This window comes from Streptomyces sp. NBC_00414 (assembly GCF_036038375.1).
GTDB lineage: Bacteria > Actinomycetota > Actinomycetes > Streptomycetales > Streptomycetaceae > Streptomyces.
This window is the reverse complement of record NZ_CP107935.1, coordinates 9,080,165-9,096,063: the sequence shown is the minus strand read 5'-3', so window position 1 is coordinate 9,096,063 and position 15,899 is coordinate 9,080,165. Positions and strand designations below refer to the sequence as shown.

Here is a 15,899-nt window from a genome sequence, read left to right as displayed (position 1 = left end):
CGGACGTGTTCACCATGCTGACCGGGCAGGGCCGGGATCCGTGACAGCCGGCGCCACCTCGGCCGGATTTCCACCCCGTCGGGGATTTCCGCCCCGCCGGACGCCTCAGCCGGACTTCCCCCTCAGGGGGATTTCCCCCTCAGCCGGTTTTCCACCTCCACTGCGGGCCGACCCGCTCCCACTCGGTGTCCCACTGGTCCAGCCTCCGCCGCTCCAGGCGGCCCGAGACCAGCCGCCCGCCCGCGAGGGGCACGAGCGCCGCCGTCGAGCCCACCAGGATTCCGATCAGCCCCGCCCGCAGGCTCGCCTGGGCGGCCGTGGTGGGCCTGGTGACGAGACGCCCCTGGAGATCGGTCCACACGGTGACCGGGTCCCCCGCCGCGGTGCCCGGCTCGACCCGGGTCTGCCCCTTGTGCGCGGAGCCGTCCGGTGTGGACCAGCGGACCTCGGCCCACACCTGCTCGGAACCGGAGGCCGTGCCGGGCGCCCGCTCGGTGAGCAGCGCGGTCACGGGGCGCCACTCGACGCGCTCCCGGGCGAGGTTCTGTTCGACCGACCTCGTCGCCCCCAGACCCGCGATCGTCCCCGCGAGCAGGGCGAGGAGCCCGACGGCGAGCATGGTCCAGGCCTCGATCCTGTCACTGCGCCGCCGTAGCGGATTGGGCCACCAACGCCACAGCAACGCCCTCGGACCACGCAAAGCCGCCATCGGGGCCCCTCTCCTCACGCGCACACCGGACGCCCTCCCATACGGGAGTGGCCGCCAGGTTGCTCACGAGACCTGCCCCACATCGCCGACACGCCTTGAGGATCGCCCTGACCTGCACCGATATGACGTCCAGGGGTGACTGTCAGTGCCGGGGTGCAGACTGGCCGATATCTGAGACAACGACGTCCGGAGGTGGTCGGCATGACCGAGGTACTGCTCACGGTTGGCACGCGCAAAGGACTGTTCGTCGGACGGCGGCGAGGCGGCACGTGGGAGTTCGACGACAGTCCGTACTTCAATGCCCAGGCGGTCTACTCGGTCGCCATCGACACCCGTCGTGACGTGCCGAGACTGCTCGTCGGAGGCGACAGCGCGCACTGGGGCCCGTCGGTGTTCCACTCCGACGACCTGGGGCGCACCTGGACCGAGCCGGCCAAGGCCGCCGTCAAGTTCCCGCAGGACACGGGGGCTTCGCTGGAGCGGGTCTGGCAGCTGCACCCGGCTGCGGCCGAGCCGGACGTGGTGTACGCGGGCACGGAGCCCGCCGCGCTGTACCGCTCGACGGACCGCGGTGAGTCCTTCGAGCTCGTCCGTCCGCTCTGGGAGCACCCCACCCGTTCGCGGTGGGTGCCGGGCGGCGGCGGTGAGGGCCTGCACACGATCCTGACCGACGCCCGAGATCCGCGGGCGGTGACGGTCGCCGTCTCCACGGCCGGGGTCTTCCGTACGCAGGACGGCGGGGAGAGCTGGAAGCCGTCCAACTCCGGGGTCTCGGCGGTGTTCCTGCCCGACCCGGATCCGGAGTTCGGCCAGTGCGTCCACAAGGTCGCGCAGGACGCGGCCACACCGGACCGCCTCTACCTGCAGAACCACTGGGGTGTGTACCGCAGCGACGACGCGGGGGCGCACTGGACGGACATCGGTGAGGGCCTGCCGTCCACGTTCGGCTTCGCCGCGGCGGCCCATCCCCACCGCGGCGACACCGCGTACGTGTTCCCCATCAACGCCGACTCCGACCGGATCCCCGCGGACCGCCGATGTCGTGTCTTCCGTACGGCGGACGCGGGCAAGAGCTGGGAGCCGCTCTCCGCGGGGCTGCCGCAGGAGGACCACTACGGCACGGTGCTGCGCGACGCCCTGTGCACGGACGGCGCGGACCCGGCGGGCGTGTACTTCGGCAATCGCAACGGCGAGGTGTTCGCGTCGGCCGACGACGGCGACAGCTGGCAGCAGCTGGCGTCCCATCTGCCGGACGTGCTCTGCGTACGGGCCGCGGTGATCGACTGAGTCCCCGCGCGGGAACAGGACCGCGCCCGAGCCGGGCCGACGACCTGCCGGTCCGGCCGGACACCGCCCTGCCGCAGGGGCCGGGCCGATGAACGCTGATCCGCCCGCCTGCCCGTCTGCCCGCCCGCTCGCGGCCCGTGCGGTTGGATCAGCGTCAACACGGAGGTGCCTTACGGCAGTTGCCAGTTCACCGGCTCGGCGCCCTGCCGGACCAGCAGGTCGTTGGCCCGGCTGAACGGCCGTGAGCCGAAGAAGCCGCGGTCCGCCGACATCGGTGACGGGTGCGCCGACTCCACGGAGGGCAGGTCGCCCAGCAGCGGCCGGGCGTTGCGGGCGTCGCGTCCCCACAGGATCGACACCAGCGGCTTGTCGCGCGCCGCCAGCGCCCGGATGGCCTGCTCGGTGACCTCCTCCCACCCCTTGCCCCGGTGCGCGGCCGGCTTGCGCGGGGCCGTGGTGAGCGCCCTGTTGAGCAGCAGCACGCCCTGTTGCGTCCACGGCGTGAGGTCCCCGTTGGACGGCCTGGGCAGCCCCAGGTCCGTGTGCAGTTCCCGGTAGATGTTCTCCAGGCTACCCGGCAGGGACCGCACCTCGGGCGCCACCGCGAAACTCAGTCCGATGGCCATCCCCGGTGTGGGGTAGGGGTCCTGACCGACGATCAGGACGCGGACGTCGTCGAAAGGCTGCTGGAAGGCCCGCAGCACATTCGCTCCGGACGGCAGATACGTCCGGCCGGCCGCTATCTCGGACCGCAGGAAGTCGCCCATCGCGGCGATGCGTTCGGCCACAGGTTCAAGGGCCTTGGCCCAGCCTGCTTCGACAAGTTCGTGTAAAGGTCGTGGAGCCACGGCGCGTCACTCTACTGGCTCACACCAGTGCCTCGCATACGCCCCGCGCATACCCGGCACAGGCGAGGAAGCCGCCCGCGGGAATCGCCCCCCAAGCGCTACCCTTCCTCCTCACCGAGATCCTCCTCACCGAGGGAAGGGGTGGAGCTTGTCGCGTCCAGTGGACTGGCGGCTGCCGTGACCGGTTCCGGCGGCGGGTCGGGTGTCCTCGGGGTGGACTCCGGCGGATCGGGCCTGCGGGTCGTCCTGGCTGTCGACGGGGGCCCGGCGACGGCGCCCCTGACGTCCAGGGAGCCGGTGCGCACCGGACCGCGCGGCATCGACGCCGGGCATCTGATGGAGCAACTGGTCCCGATGGCCCGGCGGCTGATGGCCGGTGCCGGGGTCGGCACGCTCCGGGCCGTCACCGTCGGCGCCGCCGGCCTCACCACTTTGGGTGACTCGCTGCGCGCCGATCTGCCTACGGCGCTGGCCCGCGAACTCGGCGTACGACGGCTGGCGCTGGTCGCCGACGCCGTCGCGGCGTACACGGGCGCGCTGGGGCAGCGGGCGGGCGCGGTCGTGGCGGCCGGCACCGGGATGATCGCGATCGGCACGGACCTGCGCGAGTGGCGCAGGGCGGACGGCTGGGGCCATCTGCTCGGCGACAGCGGGAGCGGGGCGTGGATCGGCCAGGCGGGCCTCGACGCGGCGTTGCGCGCCTACGACGGGCGGCCCGGGGGTTCGGTACCGCTCCTGGCGCGCGTCGAGGCGGTGTTCGGCTCCGCACCGGCGGTGCCGGGGCGGCTCTATCCGCGTCCGGACCGGCCTGCCGTGCTGGCGTCCTTCGCACCCGAGGTGGCCGCCTGCGCCGACGGCGGCGACCCCGCGGCGGTCGGCATCCTGGCCGCCGCCGCCCGGCACATCGCCGACTCGGCCGCCGCGGTGTGCCCCACGCAGGCGGACGTCGCGTCCGGAGGGGCGGAGGGCGCCGAGGGGGCAGAGAGGGCCGAAGGCGCAGGTGGGACCGGTGCGATTTCGGAAAGCCTCCCGAATCTGGCCCCTGAAAGGCTCTCGGGAGAGGTACGCCTCGCGCTCACGGGCGGACTGTTCAAGATGGGCGACCCCCTCCTCGTACCGCTGCGGGCCGCGCTGGCGGAGCGGCTGCCGTACGCGCGGGAGGTTCCGGCCGCGGGTGACCCGCTGGACGGGGCCGTCGGCATCGCCGTCGAGCTGGCCGACGACCGTCTGACGCTGCCGCGCGACGACAGCATGCTCTACGTCGTACGGGACTCCGCGGGCTCCCCTGATGCCTCGGACAGCCGTTCGCAGGATCGCTCAGCGTGATCCACAGATAACCAGGGAGATCGATCCGCCCGTAACTCATCAGACAAAACCGGACGGATACCGCTCACCTGCACCCTCCCCGAACAGGGGAGCCCAGGAAACCAGTAACATTCGGCGCCATGAGCTCCCCCACTGGGCCCGCGTCCGGCCTGCCAGTACGAATGCCGCGACCCCGCCAGCCCGGTCGGCACCGCCGGCCGGAACCGCTGGCGGCTCCCGAGGGCGCGCCCGCGCTCGTCCTCGCGGTGCCGGGCACGCCCAGCGCCGCCACCCGCAGCCTCGCCGAGGAGGTCGTGAGCATCGCGCGCTCCGAGCTGCCCGGTCTCGACGCCCGGATCGGGTACCTGGACGGGGACGACTCCGAGTTCCCCACCCTCCAGACGGTGCTCGCGCACGCCTCCGAGGAGCGCGCCCAGCGCTTCGAGCAGGCCCGCGCGGCCGGTGTGGACGTGGTGGAGCCCGACGGGCCCGTGGCCGTGGTCGTGCCGCTGCTCGCCGGTCCGGACGGAGCGCTGCTGCGCCGCGTCCGTCAGGCCGTCATGGACAGCCGCGTCGCGGCCGACCTGACCGATGTGCTCGGCCCGCACCCGCTGCTCGCCGAGGCGCTGCACGTGCGCCTCTCCGAGGCCGGTCTGGCGCGCGCCGACCGGGCCAGGCTGTTCACCGTGGCGACGGCCGCCGACGGCATCATCCTGGCGTCCGTGGGCGGCGACGAGGCCGTACAGGCGGCCGGGATCACCGGCATGCTGCTCGCCGCGAGACTCGCCGTGCCCGTGATGGCGGCGGCGCTCGACGAGGAGGGCGCGATCGCGGCCACCGCCGAGCAGCTGCGTTCCTCGGGTTCCCAGCAGCTGGCGCTCGCCCCGTACCTGATCGGCCCCGAGCTCGACCCCGGTCTGCTCGACGAGGCCGCGAAGGAGGCGGGCTGTTCCGCCGCCGAGGCGCTGGGCCCGTACCCGGCGATCGGCAAGCTGGCACTCGCCAAGTACACGTCGGCGCTCGGCATCGCGCCGCCGCAGCCGCAGGGCGCGCCGGTCCGCTGACGAGGCGGTCCCGCACAGGCACCAACCCCGAAGGGCCCGCTCCGTCTCCGGAGCCGGGCCCTTCGGGGTTGGTGACCTCAGGGAACCTCAGGCCCCACGGGCCCCACGGGCCCCACGGGCCCCACAGGGAACTCGGTGAACCTCGGGGATCGTCTCAGTCGAGCACCACGCAGGATGCCGCGGGGGCCTTGACCGATCCGCCGCGCTGCGGCACGCCCGTGTCCGGGTCGATCACGAACCACGCGACGTGTCCCGACCGCTCGTTGGCCACGTACAGGAAGCGGCCCGTCGGGTCCAGGGCCAGCGCTCGCGGCCAGGTGCCGCCGCAGGGCACCGTGGCGACCAGCTTCAGCCCCTCGTCGGCGGTGCCGGGCACGAGCACGGAGACGACGTCCTGGCCGCGCGTGGCGGTCCACACGAAGCGGCCGTCGGGCGACACGACGATGCCGGACGGGTAGGCGACGCTGTCCGGGAGGTCGGGCAGCACGGACGTCTCCCCCACCGGCTTGAGCGCGCCCTTGACGGCGTCCCAGCGGCAGGCGGTGACGGTCGGCGAGAGCTCGTTGAGGACGTAGGCGCGTCCGCCGTCCGGGTGGAACGCCAGGTGGCGCGGCCCCGAGCCGGGCCGCAGCGCGATCTCCCGGTGCAGCGCGAGCGCGCCGTCGCGCAGCGCGCACACCCGGACCGAGTCGGTACCGAGGTCGACGCTCACCGCCCACCGGCGGCTCGGATCGGGCTGGACGTGGTGGGCGTGCGGGCCCTGCTGGCGCTGGGTGTGCGGCCCCGCACCCTCGTGCCGCAGCACACCGGAGACGGCGGCGAGGCTTCCGTCGTGGCGCACGGGCAGGGCGCTGACGCTGCCGGAGCCGTAGTTGGCGGTCAGGACATGCCCGTCGAAGAGGCTCAGATGCGTGGGCCCGCTGCCACCGACCGGCACCAACGGGCCGGCCAGGGACGGCTCGTCGCCCTTCACGCGATAGGCGGCGACCGCGCCCTGCGTCGTCTCGCTCACCGCGTAGAGCATGTCCCCGCCGGGCGACAGGGCCAGGTACGAGGGGTCCGGGACGCTGTCGACGGCGCTCAGCAGCGTCAGCGCGCCGGTGTCCCCGTCCACGTCGGCGGTGAGCACGCCCAGGCCTCCCGCCGCCGTGAAGGAGCCGATGTACGCCCGTCGCTGCCGTCCGCCGCCGCCGTCCGTCACTGCGTCCCCTCTCGGTGCCACGTCCGTGGTGCCATACCCTCGGTGCCACGTTCCTGAGGGCGACGGTAGCAGCGAATGGCCTAGACCAAATCGGAACCCCGGTGCGTCTCACCGCGCGCCCTGGCATGTGCCTCCGGATGGTGCACGTACGCGGGGTGCTGTTCCAGCGCCTCGTACGTGCGGTGGAACACCGGCGTGGCGCTGCCCGAGATGGGCGGCACGATCCAGGACCAGTCGGCGCCGACCGTGCGGCCCCTGCTCTCCTCGCGGCCGAGATGGGTGAGGAAGCGGCGCGACTCGGTGTGGTGGTCGGTGACCGTGACACCGGCCCGGTCGAAGGAGTGCAGCACGGACCGGTTGAGTTCGACCAGCGCGCGGTCCCTCCACAGGGAGCGGTCGCTGCGCGTGTCGAGCCCCAGCCGCTCGGCTATGCGGGGCAGCAGGTCGTAGCGGTCGGTGTCGGCGAGGTTGCGCGCGCCGATCTCCGTACCCATGTACCAGCCGTTGAAGGGCGCGGCCGGGTAGCAGATCCCGCCGATCTCCAGGCACATGTTGGCGAGGGCCGGTACGGCGTGCCAGCGCAGGCCGAGCCCGCGCCACCAGGAGTGCTCGGGGTGGTCGAGGGGCACTTCGAGCACCGCGTCGTCCGGCAGCGCGAACCAGCGGGGTCCGTCGTCGCCGCCACGGACCGCACCACCCTGGACTGCACCACCCCGGACGGCATGGCCTCGGACTGCACCACCCTGGACCGTGCCGCCCTGGACGAGCAGGGGCAGGACGTCGAAGGGGGTGCCGGGGCCGCCGGGCCAGCCGAGGCGTCCCAGGAGGGCGGTGATGCCCGTGTTGCGCGGATCGCCGGTGACACCGCCGTCCGGGTGCCGGTAGCCGGCGTACCGGATGAGCTGTTCGTTCCAGATGCGCGGGCCCGGCCGGCCCGGCGCGTCCGGGGCGAGGACGGTGATGAGCGCGCGGATACGGCCGTCGCGGGTGGCCTCGCGCAGGTGGTCGGCGCAGGCGTCGGCGACGTCCTCGGCTTCCGTCACGTCCCTTCGGTCGCTCACGTGCAGGGAGTGCCAGTAGAGCCGCCCGATGCACCGGTTGGCGTTGCGCCAGGCGACACGGGCACCGAAGACGAGTTCCCGCGTCGTCTGCCGGTACGTGCCCGAGTCCGCGATCTCCTTGTGCACGGCGGCGATCCGGCGGTCCGGGGCCCCGAGCCGTTCCTCGGTGTGCCGCAGGGTGATGAACTCCGCAGCCGCGAGGAAGAGACGCCGGGTGACGGCCGGGGACGCCGCGTCGGCCACTCCCGGAGGACGCGGACCCTGCGGACGCGAGCCCTGAGCCTGCGGGTCTTGCGGATGCGGGCCTTGCGCGTGCGGGTCCTCGGCAGGCGGGTGTTCGACGAGGCGTCCGGTGGCCGTTTCCGGTGCCGGGCCGCGATCGTGCCGCTCGGCCGCTCCCCGACGGCCCTCCCGTACGCCGTCGGCGGCGCCCCCGGGGCACCGGTCGGGAGGGAGGCGGTCCAGCCACCCGCCCGGCCCGTCCGCCGTCGGCACCGGCACCGGCACCGGCACCGGCACCGGCACCGGCACCGGCACCGAAGATCGTGCGCTCCCGTCGCCGTTCGGGCGTTGGCCGGTTCTGCGTGGGACCTGCCGCATGGTGCACCCCCAGGGGGCTCCGCCCACGGATCGCTCCCGCACGGTCCGCGGGTTCCGTGCGTCTGATAGCCGCGGAGTTACCCGTCCCGTGGCCTGATCCACCCTCTACGTGGCCGGTAAAACTGCCTCATTCGGGGGCGGGATGTCCAACTCGCCTATGTATGAGGCAGTCACGACGCACCGATGGTCTGGTTCGTGCGGGTCCTGAAGCATTCTTTCGCGCCGCCCGACGCGGGGCTGAAGCAGGCCTGCACCGACGTCCCGGGGCTCACCACACTCATGAGGGTGTGGACGTAGGTGTCCGCCTCATGACGGCTGGTGACCCGCGCTCCATGGAGGAAGCCGTCCCGGGCGACCGCCCTGATCTCCACGCGGTCGTCCAGGACCGCGCCCCACATCCGGGCCCAACTCGTCCCGCATTCCTGGCTGTAGCGGATCTGGATCCAGGCACCCGTGGTGGTCTCGTGCTCGGCCAGCGTCAGGGGCTCGGCGCCGCACTTCATCGCGACGGGGTCCTTGTTCTGACAGGCGGTGTACCGGCAGAGCGCCCGGGTGGCGGGAGTGGGCGTGGGAGAGAGCGACGCCTCTTTGCGGTGCGCGGGGGGAAGGTGAATGAGCACGAGCGTGCCCAGGGCCACGGCGCACACCGACGCGAGGGCGGTGAGGACGGTCGCACGCCGGTGCCCGGCCGGGTGGGCACGGGTGTGCTCGGTGCCGTCGGAGACACTCGCGGTCGGCCGGGCCTCGGGCGGAACGGAGGTGGGAGCCGGTGTCGGCCCGTCCGTCCGGGCAGCGGTGTGCTGCCGGTCCGGTGTCCCCCGCGTCGGCCCGCCGCCTTCCGGCCGGTGCGTCCCGTGCGTCCGCAGTGTCCGGGCGATGTCCAGGAGCGCCAAGGGGCGGTCGGCGGGTTCGCCGGCGAGGCGGCACAGTTCCTCGACCGCGCTACGGGGCGGCAGGCTCTTGCCGTTGAGGTAGCGGTCCCAGGACGACTTGCTGAAGGTGGTCGCGTTCGCGAGCTGCGCCAGGCTCAGGCCGGTGCGCTGCTTCAACTCCTGGAGTACGAAGGCCAGTCGGGCGCCCGGCGGCGAGGGTGCGCCGCCCTGTGTCATCCGCGCAACGCCTTCCAGGAGCGCGGGCCCAGCATGCCGTCGGCGACCAGTCCCTCGCGCTGCTGGAACGTCTTCACGGCTCGCAGGGTGAGCGGGCCGAACATGCCGTCGATGCCACCGGGTGAGATGCCTGCCCGGCGCAGCAGACACTGCGCCTCGGCGACGTCGGCGCCCGTGTCGCCGTAATAGATCTCGGTGTTCCGGCCGTCGTTGACGCCTGCGGACCAGTGGCCGTCGAGGCGGGCGATGCGGCACGTGTAGGAGGGCCGCGGCGAGGCCTCGGCGGTGGTGGGCGCGGCGGCGACGGCCGCCGGGGCGATGTCCTCGTCGAGGCGCAGCATGAGCAGCACGGTCGCCGAGAGGGCCACGGTCAGGGCGACGACACCTGTCGTGAGGGCGATGTGCGGTAGCCGGCCGGGGGCCGGTCCGGTGGTGGGGGTGGTGGGTGATGGTGGCGGCGTGAGCGCGGCCGGTGCGGCCGACGGCGCCGTGGGCTGCGGCTGCGGCTGCGGCTGTGCGATGGGCCCGGTGCGGCGGCTGTCCCAGGTGTCGGCGGCGATCTCGTGCAGTGCGAGGAGGGCAACGGGGTCGGCACCGGTGATCCGGGCCAGTGCCTCCACCGCCTCCCCGGGAGGCAGCGACGTTCCTGCCAGGTACCGCTCCCACGACTTGGCGCTGTAGCCGGTCTTGGCCGCGAGGTGTCGCATCGTCAGTTCACCGTGGTCCTTCAACTGACGTAACCGTGCCACCAACTGCCGTGCGCATGGATCGAGTTCAGCGGGCAGCGCTTTGTAGCGCGGCATGTTTCCCCCATTGCGGTCATGATCGTGAACGGCGGCCCCCCTCCGCTGCTACGCATTCTGCATGAGCCCGTCACATCTGTCACAGGTGTCCCACACAACCGTCCCGGCGGACCCTGTCGTCGCAGGTCAGCAGGGTGGTCGTCCCGTGCAGTCGCCACCTGGGCCACAGCCGTGGCCGCAGTGCCCGATCGCCCTGCACCTTTGTTCTCGCCACCTGCCCCGCCGGCCGGGAGCAGGTGCGGATTCCACGACCGAAAGAGGACAGCATGCGACCGAACGCTCTGGGCAGGACCCTCGTCGGCCTCGTCGCCGTCGCCGGCATCGCCGCCGGCAGTGTGGCGACAGCCGGCACCAGTTTCGCGGCGACCGCGACCACCGCGCACACGGCGGCCGTCACCGCGCCCTCCGCCGTGGCCGCCACGCAGAACTTCGGTCTGACCACGGCCGAGGCCAAGAACGTCCAGGAGTTCCTCGCGGACTACTGGGGCTACACGGACTCCATCGACGGTCAGCTGGGCACCAACAGCTGGAAGGCCTTCCAGCGCTGCCTCGCGAGGTACTGGGGCTACACGGGCGAGATCGACGGGGACCCCGGCCCCAACACCATCAAGGCGCTGCAGCGTCTGCTGAAGGCCGACTACGGCTACACGGGTGACATCGACGGCATCGCCGGTTCGGGCACCCGGGCGGCGTTCAAGCGTTTCGCCGCCTGACCGTCGAGTGACCGACCCCGGCCCGTCCTCGCGGAGTGAGGACGGGCCGGGGTCGCGCGTTCTCGCGTGAAGAGGGCCGGGGTCGCGCGTTCTCACCGCACGTACAGGCAATCGCAGTGCAAGCAACTGCCGTTCAGGCAACCGAAGGAGAACCTCACCGCCATGGGCAGACCCGCATTCCTCGTACGCGCCGGAGCCGAGAGCTCACGGCATCGGGACACGCACCGCACCGGGACGGAGTGGCGGACGCGCGTCGGGACCTTCGCCGTCACCGCCGCGATGGTCTCGGCCGGCATCGTGCTCGGTGCCCAGCCGGCCGCCGCGGCACCGGCCCCGATCAAGCTGACCTCCACGTCCTGCCCCGCCGAGATCGCGCAGGGTCAGACGAGCGGCTGCGTCACGGAGTTGCAGAACCTGCTCAACGCGCACGGCGCCGGCCTGGTGGTGGACGGCCAGTTCGGTGCGAGCACGCTCTACGCGGTCCGTGAGTACCAGGCCGCCACCGCCATCGCCGTGGACGGGCGAGTGGGCCCCGCGACCAAGAGCAAGCTGTACGCGACCGGAGGTTCCGCGCCCGCGCCCGTCAACCTGCAGTCCTCCTCGTGCCCCGCGAACATCGTCCAGGGCGCCAAGGGCGGATGCGTCACCGAACTCCAGCGGCTGCTGCGCCACCACGGTTACGCCGTCGACGTGGACGGCGACTTCGGCGCCGGAACGGCGACTGCCGTCCGCGCCTTCCAGTCCTCACGCGGCCTGACTGCGGACGGCCAGGTCGGCGCGGACACCAAGCGGGCGCTGTACGACACCGACGAGTCACCGTCGGCGGGCGTGGACCTGAGGTCGGCGTCCTGCCCGGAGAACATCGTGGAGGGGCAGAGCGGCGGTTGCGTCGCCACACTGCAGGCCCTGCTGAACGGCAAGGGGCAGAGCCTCGACGTCGACGCCAGTTTCGGCCCTCAGACCCTGGCCGCGGTGAAGGCGTTCCAGTCCGCGAGCGGCCTCACCGCCGACGGCGCGGTCGGTCCGAACACCAAGGCCGCCCTGTACTCGAACATCGGCGGTGGCGGCGGCAACGGCGCGCCCGCTCCGGTCAACCTGAACTCGGCCTCCTGCCCGAACGAGATCGTGCAGGGCCAACGCAGCGGCTGCGTCACCGAGTTGCAGAGCCTGCTCAACCACCACGGTGCCGATCTCGCCGTCGACGGCGACTTCGGTGCGCTGACCGACAGCGCCGTCAGGGACTTCCAGGCGGAGAAGGGCCTCTCGGTCGACGGCCATGTGGGCCCGAACACCAAGAGCGCACTGTACGGCGCGGTCACCCCGCCGTCGTCGCCCCCGCCCGGCGGCGGCTACGGCAAGATCCTCGACGTGGCCGAGGCCGAAGCGGGCACGGTCGAGGGCAGCGCCCGCGCGAACAGCTACGGCTCGGCCGTGGGCCTTTCGCTCTCCACCAGCAACTACGCCTGGTGCGCGACCTTCGTGAGCTGGGTGGCCAAGCAGACCGGAGCCAGTTCCTACCGCAACTCGTATGTCTCGGGCTGGGTCAAGCAGGCGCGGGCCGGCAACTACCACCTGTCGGTGACCACCAGCCCGCAGCCCGGTGACATCGTGGCCTTCGACTGGGACGGCGGCAGCGACTTCACCGGCGGCAACGAGCACATAGGCATCGTGCGGACGGTGTCCGGGTCGTCCTTCACCACCGTCGAGGGCAACACGGGCAACCCCAACGGCAGCAACGACGGCGTCTACGTCAAGTCCCGTGCCACGAACAGCGGTTACGACGTGGTCTTCATCCGGGTCCGCTGATTCAGGCCAGGGCCCTGGACGCCGCGAGGAACGTGGCCACCAGCTCACGCGCCCAGTCGCTGGAGGCCGGCTGGGCGCTGAAGATGGCGCGGTAGTACAGCGGCCCCAGCAGGAAGTCCACGGCGTTCTCCACCTCGGGGGCGCGCCCGCCGCGGGAGCGTTCGCGCTCGATGATGGCGCTGAGCTGCTCGTGGCGGTCCCCGATGCAGGCGCAGCCGCCGTCCGGTCCGGAGCCGATGGTGGCGCGCATGAGGGCGAGGGTGTCGGGGTCGGCGAGGTCGGTGGCCACGTCACCCAGCCAGCGTTCGAGGTCACCGGTGAGGGTCCCGGTGTCGGGCACGACGACATCGCCGCTGAACCGGCTGGTGGCCACGTCGTTCAGCAGCTGGGCGGCGGAGCCCCAGCGCCGGTACACCGTGGTCGGGTGCACGCCCGCGCGGGCCGCGACGGCGGGAATCGTCAGGGCTTCCGCGGAGTCCTCCGCGAGGTGCTGTTCGACAGCGTGATGTACGGCCGCCCGGACCTTCGCGGAGCGGCCACCGGGGCGTGCCTGTGCTGGAGCGTCAACCATGGGGAAATTATCGCACTGATCGTTGCGTTAGTGGTAGCGTCCTTAACGCATCGATCACTGCGTTTGGAGAGAGTCGTGTCCGTCTCCGCCCTGCCCGACAACCAGACACCCCCGGCGCCCGCACCAGCCCCGCCCCGTCGAAAGCGCCGCGAGTTGAACCGTCCGACCGCTTTCGCCGCCATCGCGGTCGTCTTCGTCCTCTTCATGGCCGCGTCCAGCGCGCCGTCCCCCCTCTACGTCGTCTACCAGCAGCGGTGGGACTTCTCCGCGACCACCCTGACCACCGTGTTCGCCGTCTACGTACTCGGAATGATCGCGGCGCTCCTGACCCTCGGCTCCCTCTCCGACCACCTCGGCCGCCGACCGGTGCTCCTGTCCGCGATCACCCTGGAAGCCGCGTCGATGGCACTCTTCCTCGTCGCGGACAGCGTGCCCCTGCTGCTCACCGCACGCGTGGTCCAGGGCATCGCCACCGGGGCCGCCATGACGGCCCTCGGCGCGGCCCTGGCCGACCTGAACCCCTCCCACGCACCGCACCGCGCCGGCGTCGTCACCGGCGCGGCACCCACCTTCGGACTGGGACTCGGCGCCCTGGGGTGCGGCGTCCTCGTCGAGTACGGGCCGAACCCCACCCGCCTCGTGTACGTGCTGCTGCTGGCGGGCCTCGTCCTGGCCGCGGCCGTGGTCGCCGCACTGCCCGAGACGTCGCTGCGGCGGCCCGGGGCGGTCCGCTCGCTCCAGCCCCGCCTCAAGGTGGCGTCCCATCTGAGGGCGGACCTGCTGCGTCTGGTGCCGATCCTCGTCGCGAGCTGGGCGCTGGGCGGCCTCTACCTCTCACTCGGACCGTCGGTCGCCGCGGGCCTGTTCGGCCTCTCCAGCCATGTCGTCGGCGGCCTGGTGGTCACCCTGCTGACCGTGCCCGCCTGCCTGACCGCGATCGCGCTGCGCGGCTGGCCCGTCTCCCGCACCCTCGCACTCGGTGCCGGCCTGCTGCTCACCGGCACGGTCGTCGCCCTGACCGGGGTCGAGGAGGACTCGCTGCTCACCGCGGCACTCGGCACCCTGGTCGCCGGGGTCGGATTCGGCGCCTCCTCCCTCGCCAGTTTCGGCACGCTGGCCCGCATAGCCGCGCCCGCCGAACGTGGCGAACTGTTCTCCGTGGCCTTCGTGATCTCCTACCTGTCCTTCAGCGTGCCGGCCGTCGCCGCCGGGATCGCCGCCACCCACACGGGGCTCCACGAGACGTCCGTCGCCTATGCCGCCACGGTCGCCTTCCTCGCCGCCCTCGCACTGCTCGCCCAGTGGCTCCGCTCCCGCCAGACCCCCGAGCCCGTGACCTGCCCGCAGACCTGAGCGGAAACCGGGGGGGGGAGCCCGTGGACCGTCGACCCCAGGCGGCGAAGGCGCGCCTGCGCCGCGCCGAGGACGACGGCCCGAGGATTCCACGGCGGGACAAGATGGGCCGGAACATGGTCTATACCAACCACTCCCGTCTCAGTATTCTCATGTGCCGTCGGCAGCAACCCATCCCCCCACCCACGTTGCGTGCGGACGCGGGCGACACCCGCCTCACCGTGTCCGAAGGAGCCGGGTGCTCTCCGTTCGCCGCTTCCAGGAGGACCACGGTGAAAGTTCGCGCCCGGAGTTCAGCGATCATCAGCACCTTCTGTCTCGTCGCTTCCCTCGCTCTGACCACGGCGTCCGCCGATGAGCCCGCGGCGCCGCGTCAGGCGGCGAAGATCGCGCTCACGACACTGGCCACGGCCCAGAATCCGATCGCCGGCACCGCCGGGCCCAAGGGCACGGTCTGGATAGCCGAACGCGCGGGAACCGTAAGGGTCCTGGGCCGCCACGGGCTCGGCGAGCCCGTGCTCGACATATCCGCGGAGACCACGACCGACGGCGAACGCGGCCTGCTGGGCATCGCCTTCGACAAGAAGTTCGCGCACTTCTACATCTCGTTCACGAACCTCGAAGGCACCAGCACCGTGGACGAGTTCGCCGTCCGGAACGGCAGAATCCAGCCGAGCACCCGGCGCACCGTACTCACCCAGACGCAGCCCTACTCGAACCACAACGGCGGTGACATCAAGTTCGGCCCCGACGGATACCTCTACATCGCGTTCGGTGACGGCGGCGCGGGCGGCGACCCGCACGGCAACGGCCAGAAGCTCGACACGCTGCTGGGCAAGATCGTGCGGATCGACCCGAGGGGCGCGGTGCCGTACGCGATCCCCCGCGACAACCCGTTCGTGGGCGACCCGAACGCGAAGGGCGAGATCTGGGCGTACGGGCTGCGCAACCCGTGGCGGTTCTCCTTCGACAAGGGCACGGGCGATCTGCTGATCGGAGACGTCGGCCAGAGCGACTGGGAGGAGATCGACCGGGCCTCCGCGAGCAGCAAGGGCGGCGAGAACTACGGCTGGTCGCAGATGGAGGGCACCCATCCCTTCCGCGGCGGCACGGAGCCGGCGAACCATGTCCCGCCGATCCACGAGTACGACCGCACCGGCCTGGGCTGCTCGGTGACCGGCGGATACGTGTACCGGGGGAACGCGATCCCGGGCCTGAGGGGCCAGTACCTCTTCAGTGACTACTGCGACGGAACCATCCGCGCCCTGCGCACGAAGAACGGCGAGGTGACCGAGGTGAGCGACCTCGGGGTCAACGGCGGCGAGGTCGTCTCGTTCGTCCAGGGCGGCAACGGCGAGCTGTACGTGCTGGCCATCGGTGGCCGCGTCTCCCGTATCGACCCGGCCCGCTGACCGACGACGGGGGCCGGCATGGAACACATGCCGGCGCCCCTCGTGAGCGTCGCATGC

At 72.3% G+C, this 15,899-nt stretch carries 14 protein-coding genes; 7 read left to right on the top strand and 7 right to left on the bottom strand.

The features are described from left to right. Positions 1–139 precede the first annotated feature (139 nt). Positions 140–709 carry an Rv1733c family protein gene (locus OHS59_RS39015; protein ID WP_328498039.1) on the bottom strand — a complete coding sequence of 190 codons (570 nt, stop codon included), beginning with the start codon at positions 707–709 and terminating at the stop codon, positions 140–142. A gap of 201 nt (positions 710–910) precedes the next feature. On the opposite strand from OHS59_RS39015, the gene OHS59_RS39010 reads away from it, so the two are divergent. Beyond that, complete coding sequence (locus OHS59_RS39010; protein WP_328498038.1) at positions 911–1,996, top strand: WD40/YVTN/BNR-like repeat-containing protein; 1,086 nt, start codon at positions 911–913, stop codon at positions 1,994–1,996. A gap of 170 nt (positions 1,997–2,166) precedes the next feature. Here OHS59_RS39010 and OHS59_RS39005 read toward each other — a convergent pair whose 3' ends face one another. Then, the gene (locus OHS59_RS39005) at positions 2,167–2,844 is read right to left on the bottom strand and encodes a uracil-DNA glycosylase (protein WP_328498037.1); all 678 of its coding nucleotides are present in this window, start codon (positions 2,842–2,844) and stop codon (positions 2,167–2,169) included. A gap of 141 nt (positions 2,845–2,985) precedes the next feature. On the opposite strand from OHS59_RS39005, the gene OHS59_RS39000 reads away from it, so the two are divergent. After that, the gene (locus OHS59_RS39000; protein ID WP_443061569.1) at positions 2,986–4,170 is read left to right on the top strand and encodes an N-acetylglucosamine kinase; all 1,185 of its coding nucleotides are present in this window, start codon (positions 2,986–2,988) and stop codon (positions 4,168–4,170) included. Between the two features lie 119 nt (positions 4,171–4,289). Next, on the top strand, positions 4,290–5,213 hold the full coding sequence (locus OHS59_RS38995; protein ID WP_328498036.1) for a sirohydrochlorin chelatase: 924 nt from the start codon (positions 4,290–4,292) through the stop codon (positions 5,211–5,213). Positions 5,214–5,367: 154 nt separating this feature from the next. Here OHS59_RS38995 and OHS59_RS38990 read toward each other — a convergent pair whose 3' ends face one another. The 4 genes from OHS59_RS38990 to OHS59_RS38975 all read right to left on the bottom strand — a co-directional run bounded on the left by OHS59_RS38990 (position 5,368) and on the right by OHS59_RS38975 (position 9,987). Then, a complete protein-coding gene (locus tag OHS59_RS38990) occupies positions 5,368–6,414 on the bottom strand; it encodes a lactonase family protein (protein WP_328498035.1) in 1,047 nt (348 codons plus the stop codon). A gap of 80 nt (positions 6,415–6,494) precedes the next feature. Next, positions 6,495–7,718: a nitric oxide synthase oxygenase gene (locus OHS59_RS38985; protein ID WP_328499521.1), complete on the bottom strand. Its 1,224-nt coding sequence runs from the start codon at positions 7,716–7,718 to the stop codon at positions 6,495–6,497. 527 nt (positions 7,719–8,245) lie between these two features. Further along, on the bottom strand, positions 8,246–9,184 hold the full coding sequence (locus OHS59_RS38980; protein WP_328498034.1) for a helix-turn-helix domain-containing protein: 939 nt from the start codon (positions 9,182–9,184) through the stop codon (positions 8,246–8,248). After that, positions 9,181–9,987, bottom strand: coding sequence for a peptidoglycan-binding protein (locus OHS59_RS38975; RefSeq protein WP_328498033.1), 807 nt, complete (start codon positions 9,985–9,987; stop codon positions 9,181–9,183). Before OHS59_RS38975 ends, OHS59_RS38980 begins: the two co-directional genes overlap by 4 nt. A 266-nt stretch (positions 9,988–10,253) precedes the next feature. On the opposite strand from OHS59_RS38975, the gene OHS59_RS38970 reads away from it, so the two are divergent. Continuing rightward, positions 10,254–10,700, top strand: a complete 447-nt coding sequence (locus OHS59_RS38970) for a peptidoglycan-binding domain-containing protein (protein ID WP_328498032.1) — start codon at positions 10,254–10,256, stop codon at positions 10,698–10,700. A gap of 162 nt (positions 10,701–10,862) precedes the next feature. Further along, positions 10,863–12,506 (top strand): peptidoglycan-binding protein, encoded by a 1,644-nt coding sequence (locus tag OHS59_RS38965; protein WP_328498031.1) that lies wholly within the window; start codon positions 10,863–10,865, stop codon positions 12,504–12,506. 1 nt (position 12,507) lies between these two features. On the opposite strand, the gene OHS59_RS38960 is transcribed toward OHS59_RS38965, so the two are convergent. Beyond that, positions 12,508–13,077: a TetR/AcrR family transcriptional regulator gene (locus OHS59_RS38960; RefSeq protein ID WP_328498030.1), complete on the bottom strand. Its 570-nt coding sequence runs from the start codon at positions 13,075–13,077 to the stop codon at positions 12,508–12,510. A gap of 75 nt (positions 13,078–13,152) precedes the next feature. On the opposite strand from OHS59_RS38960, the gene OHS59_RS38955 reads away from it, so the two are divergent. Together OHS59_RS38955 and OHS59_RS38950 are read left to right on the top strand one after the other, a co-directional pair. Then, a complete protein-coding gene (locus OHS59_RS38955) occupies positions 13,153–14,430 on the top strand; it encodes an MFS transporter (RefSeq protein ID WP_328498029.1) in 1,278 nt (425 codons plus the stop codon). A 272-nt stretch (positions 14,431–14,702) separates the two neighbouring features. Beyond that, complete coding sequence (locus OHS59_RS38950; protein WP_328498028.1) at positions 14,703–15,842, top strand: PQQ-dependent sugar dehydrogenase; 1,140 nt, start codon at positions 14,703–14,705, stop codon at positions 15,840–15,842. The last annotated feature ends 57 nt before the right edge of the window (positions 15,843–15,899 follow it).

What these genes read in the sequence shown, in the direction of transcription:
- OHS59_RS38980 (WP_328498034.1), bottom strand. Translation starts at nt 9,184, where the DNA reads ATGACACAGGGCGGCGCACCCTCGCCGCCGGGCGCCCGACTGGCCTTC.
- OHS59_RS38970 (WP_328498032.1), top strand. Translation starts at nt 10,254, where the DNA reads ATGCGACCGAACGCTCTGGGCAGGACCCTCGTCGGCCTCGTCGCCGTC.
- OHS59_RS39010 (WP_328498038.1), top strand. Translation starts at nt 911, where the DNA reads ATGACCGAGGTACTGCTCACGGTTGGCACGCGCAAAGGACTGTTCGTC.
- OHS59_RS38965 (WP_328498031.1), top strand. Translation starts at nt 10,863, where the DNA reads ATGGGCAGACCCGCATTCCTCGTACGCGCCGGAGCCGAGAGCTCACGG.
- OHS59_RS39015 (WP_328498039.1), bottom strand. Translation starts at nt 709, where the DNA reads ATGGCGGCTTTGCGTGGTCCGAGGGCGTTGCTGTGGCGTTGGTGGCCC.
- OHS59_RS38960 (WP_328498030.1), bottom strand. Translation starts at nt 13,077, where the DNA reads ATGGTTGACGCTCCAGCACAGGCACGCCCCGGTGGCCGCTCCGCGAAG.
- OHS59_RS38995 (WP_328498036.1), top strand. Translation starts at nt 4,290, where the DNA reads ATGAGCTCCCCCACTGGGCCCGCGTCCGGCCTGCCAGTACGAATGCCG.
- OHS59_RS38975 (WP_328498033.1), bottom strand. Translation starts at nt 9,987, where the DNA reads ATGCCGCGCTACAAAGCGCTGCCCGCTGAACTCGATCCATGCGCACGG.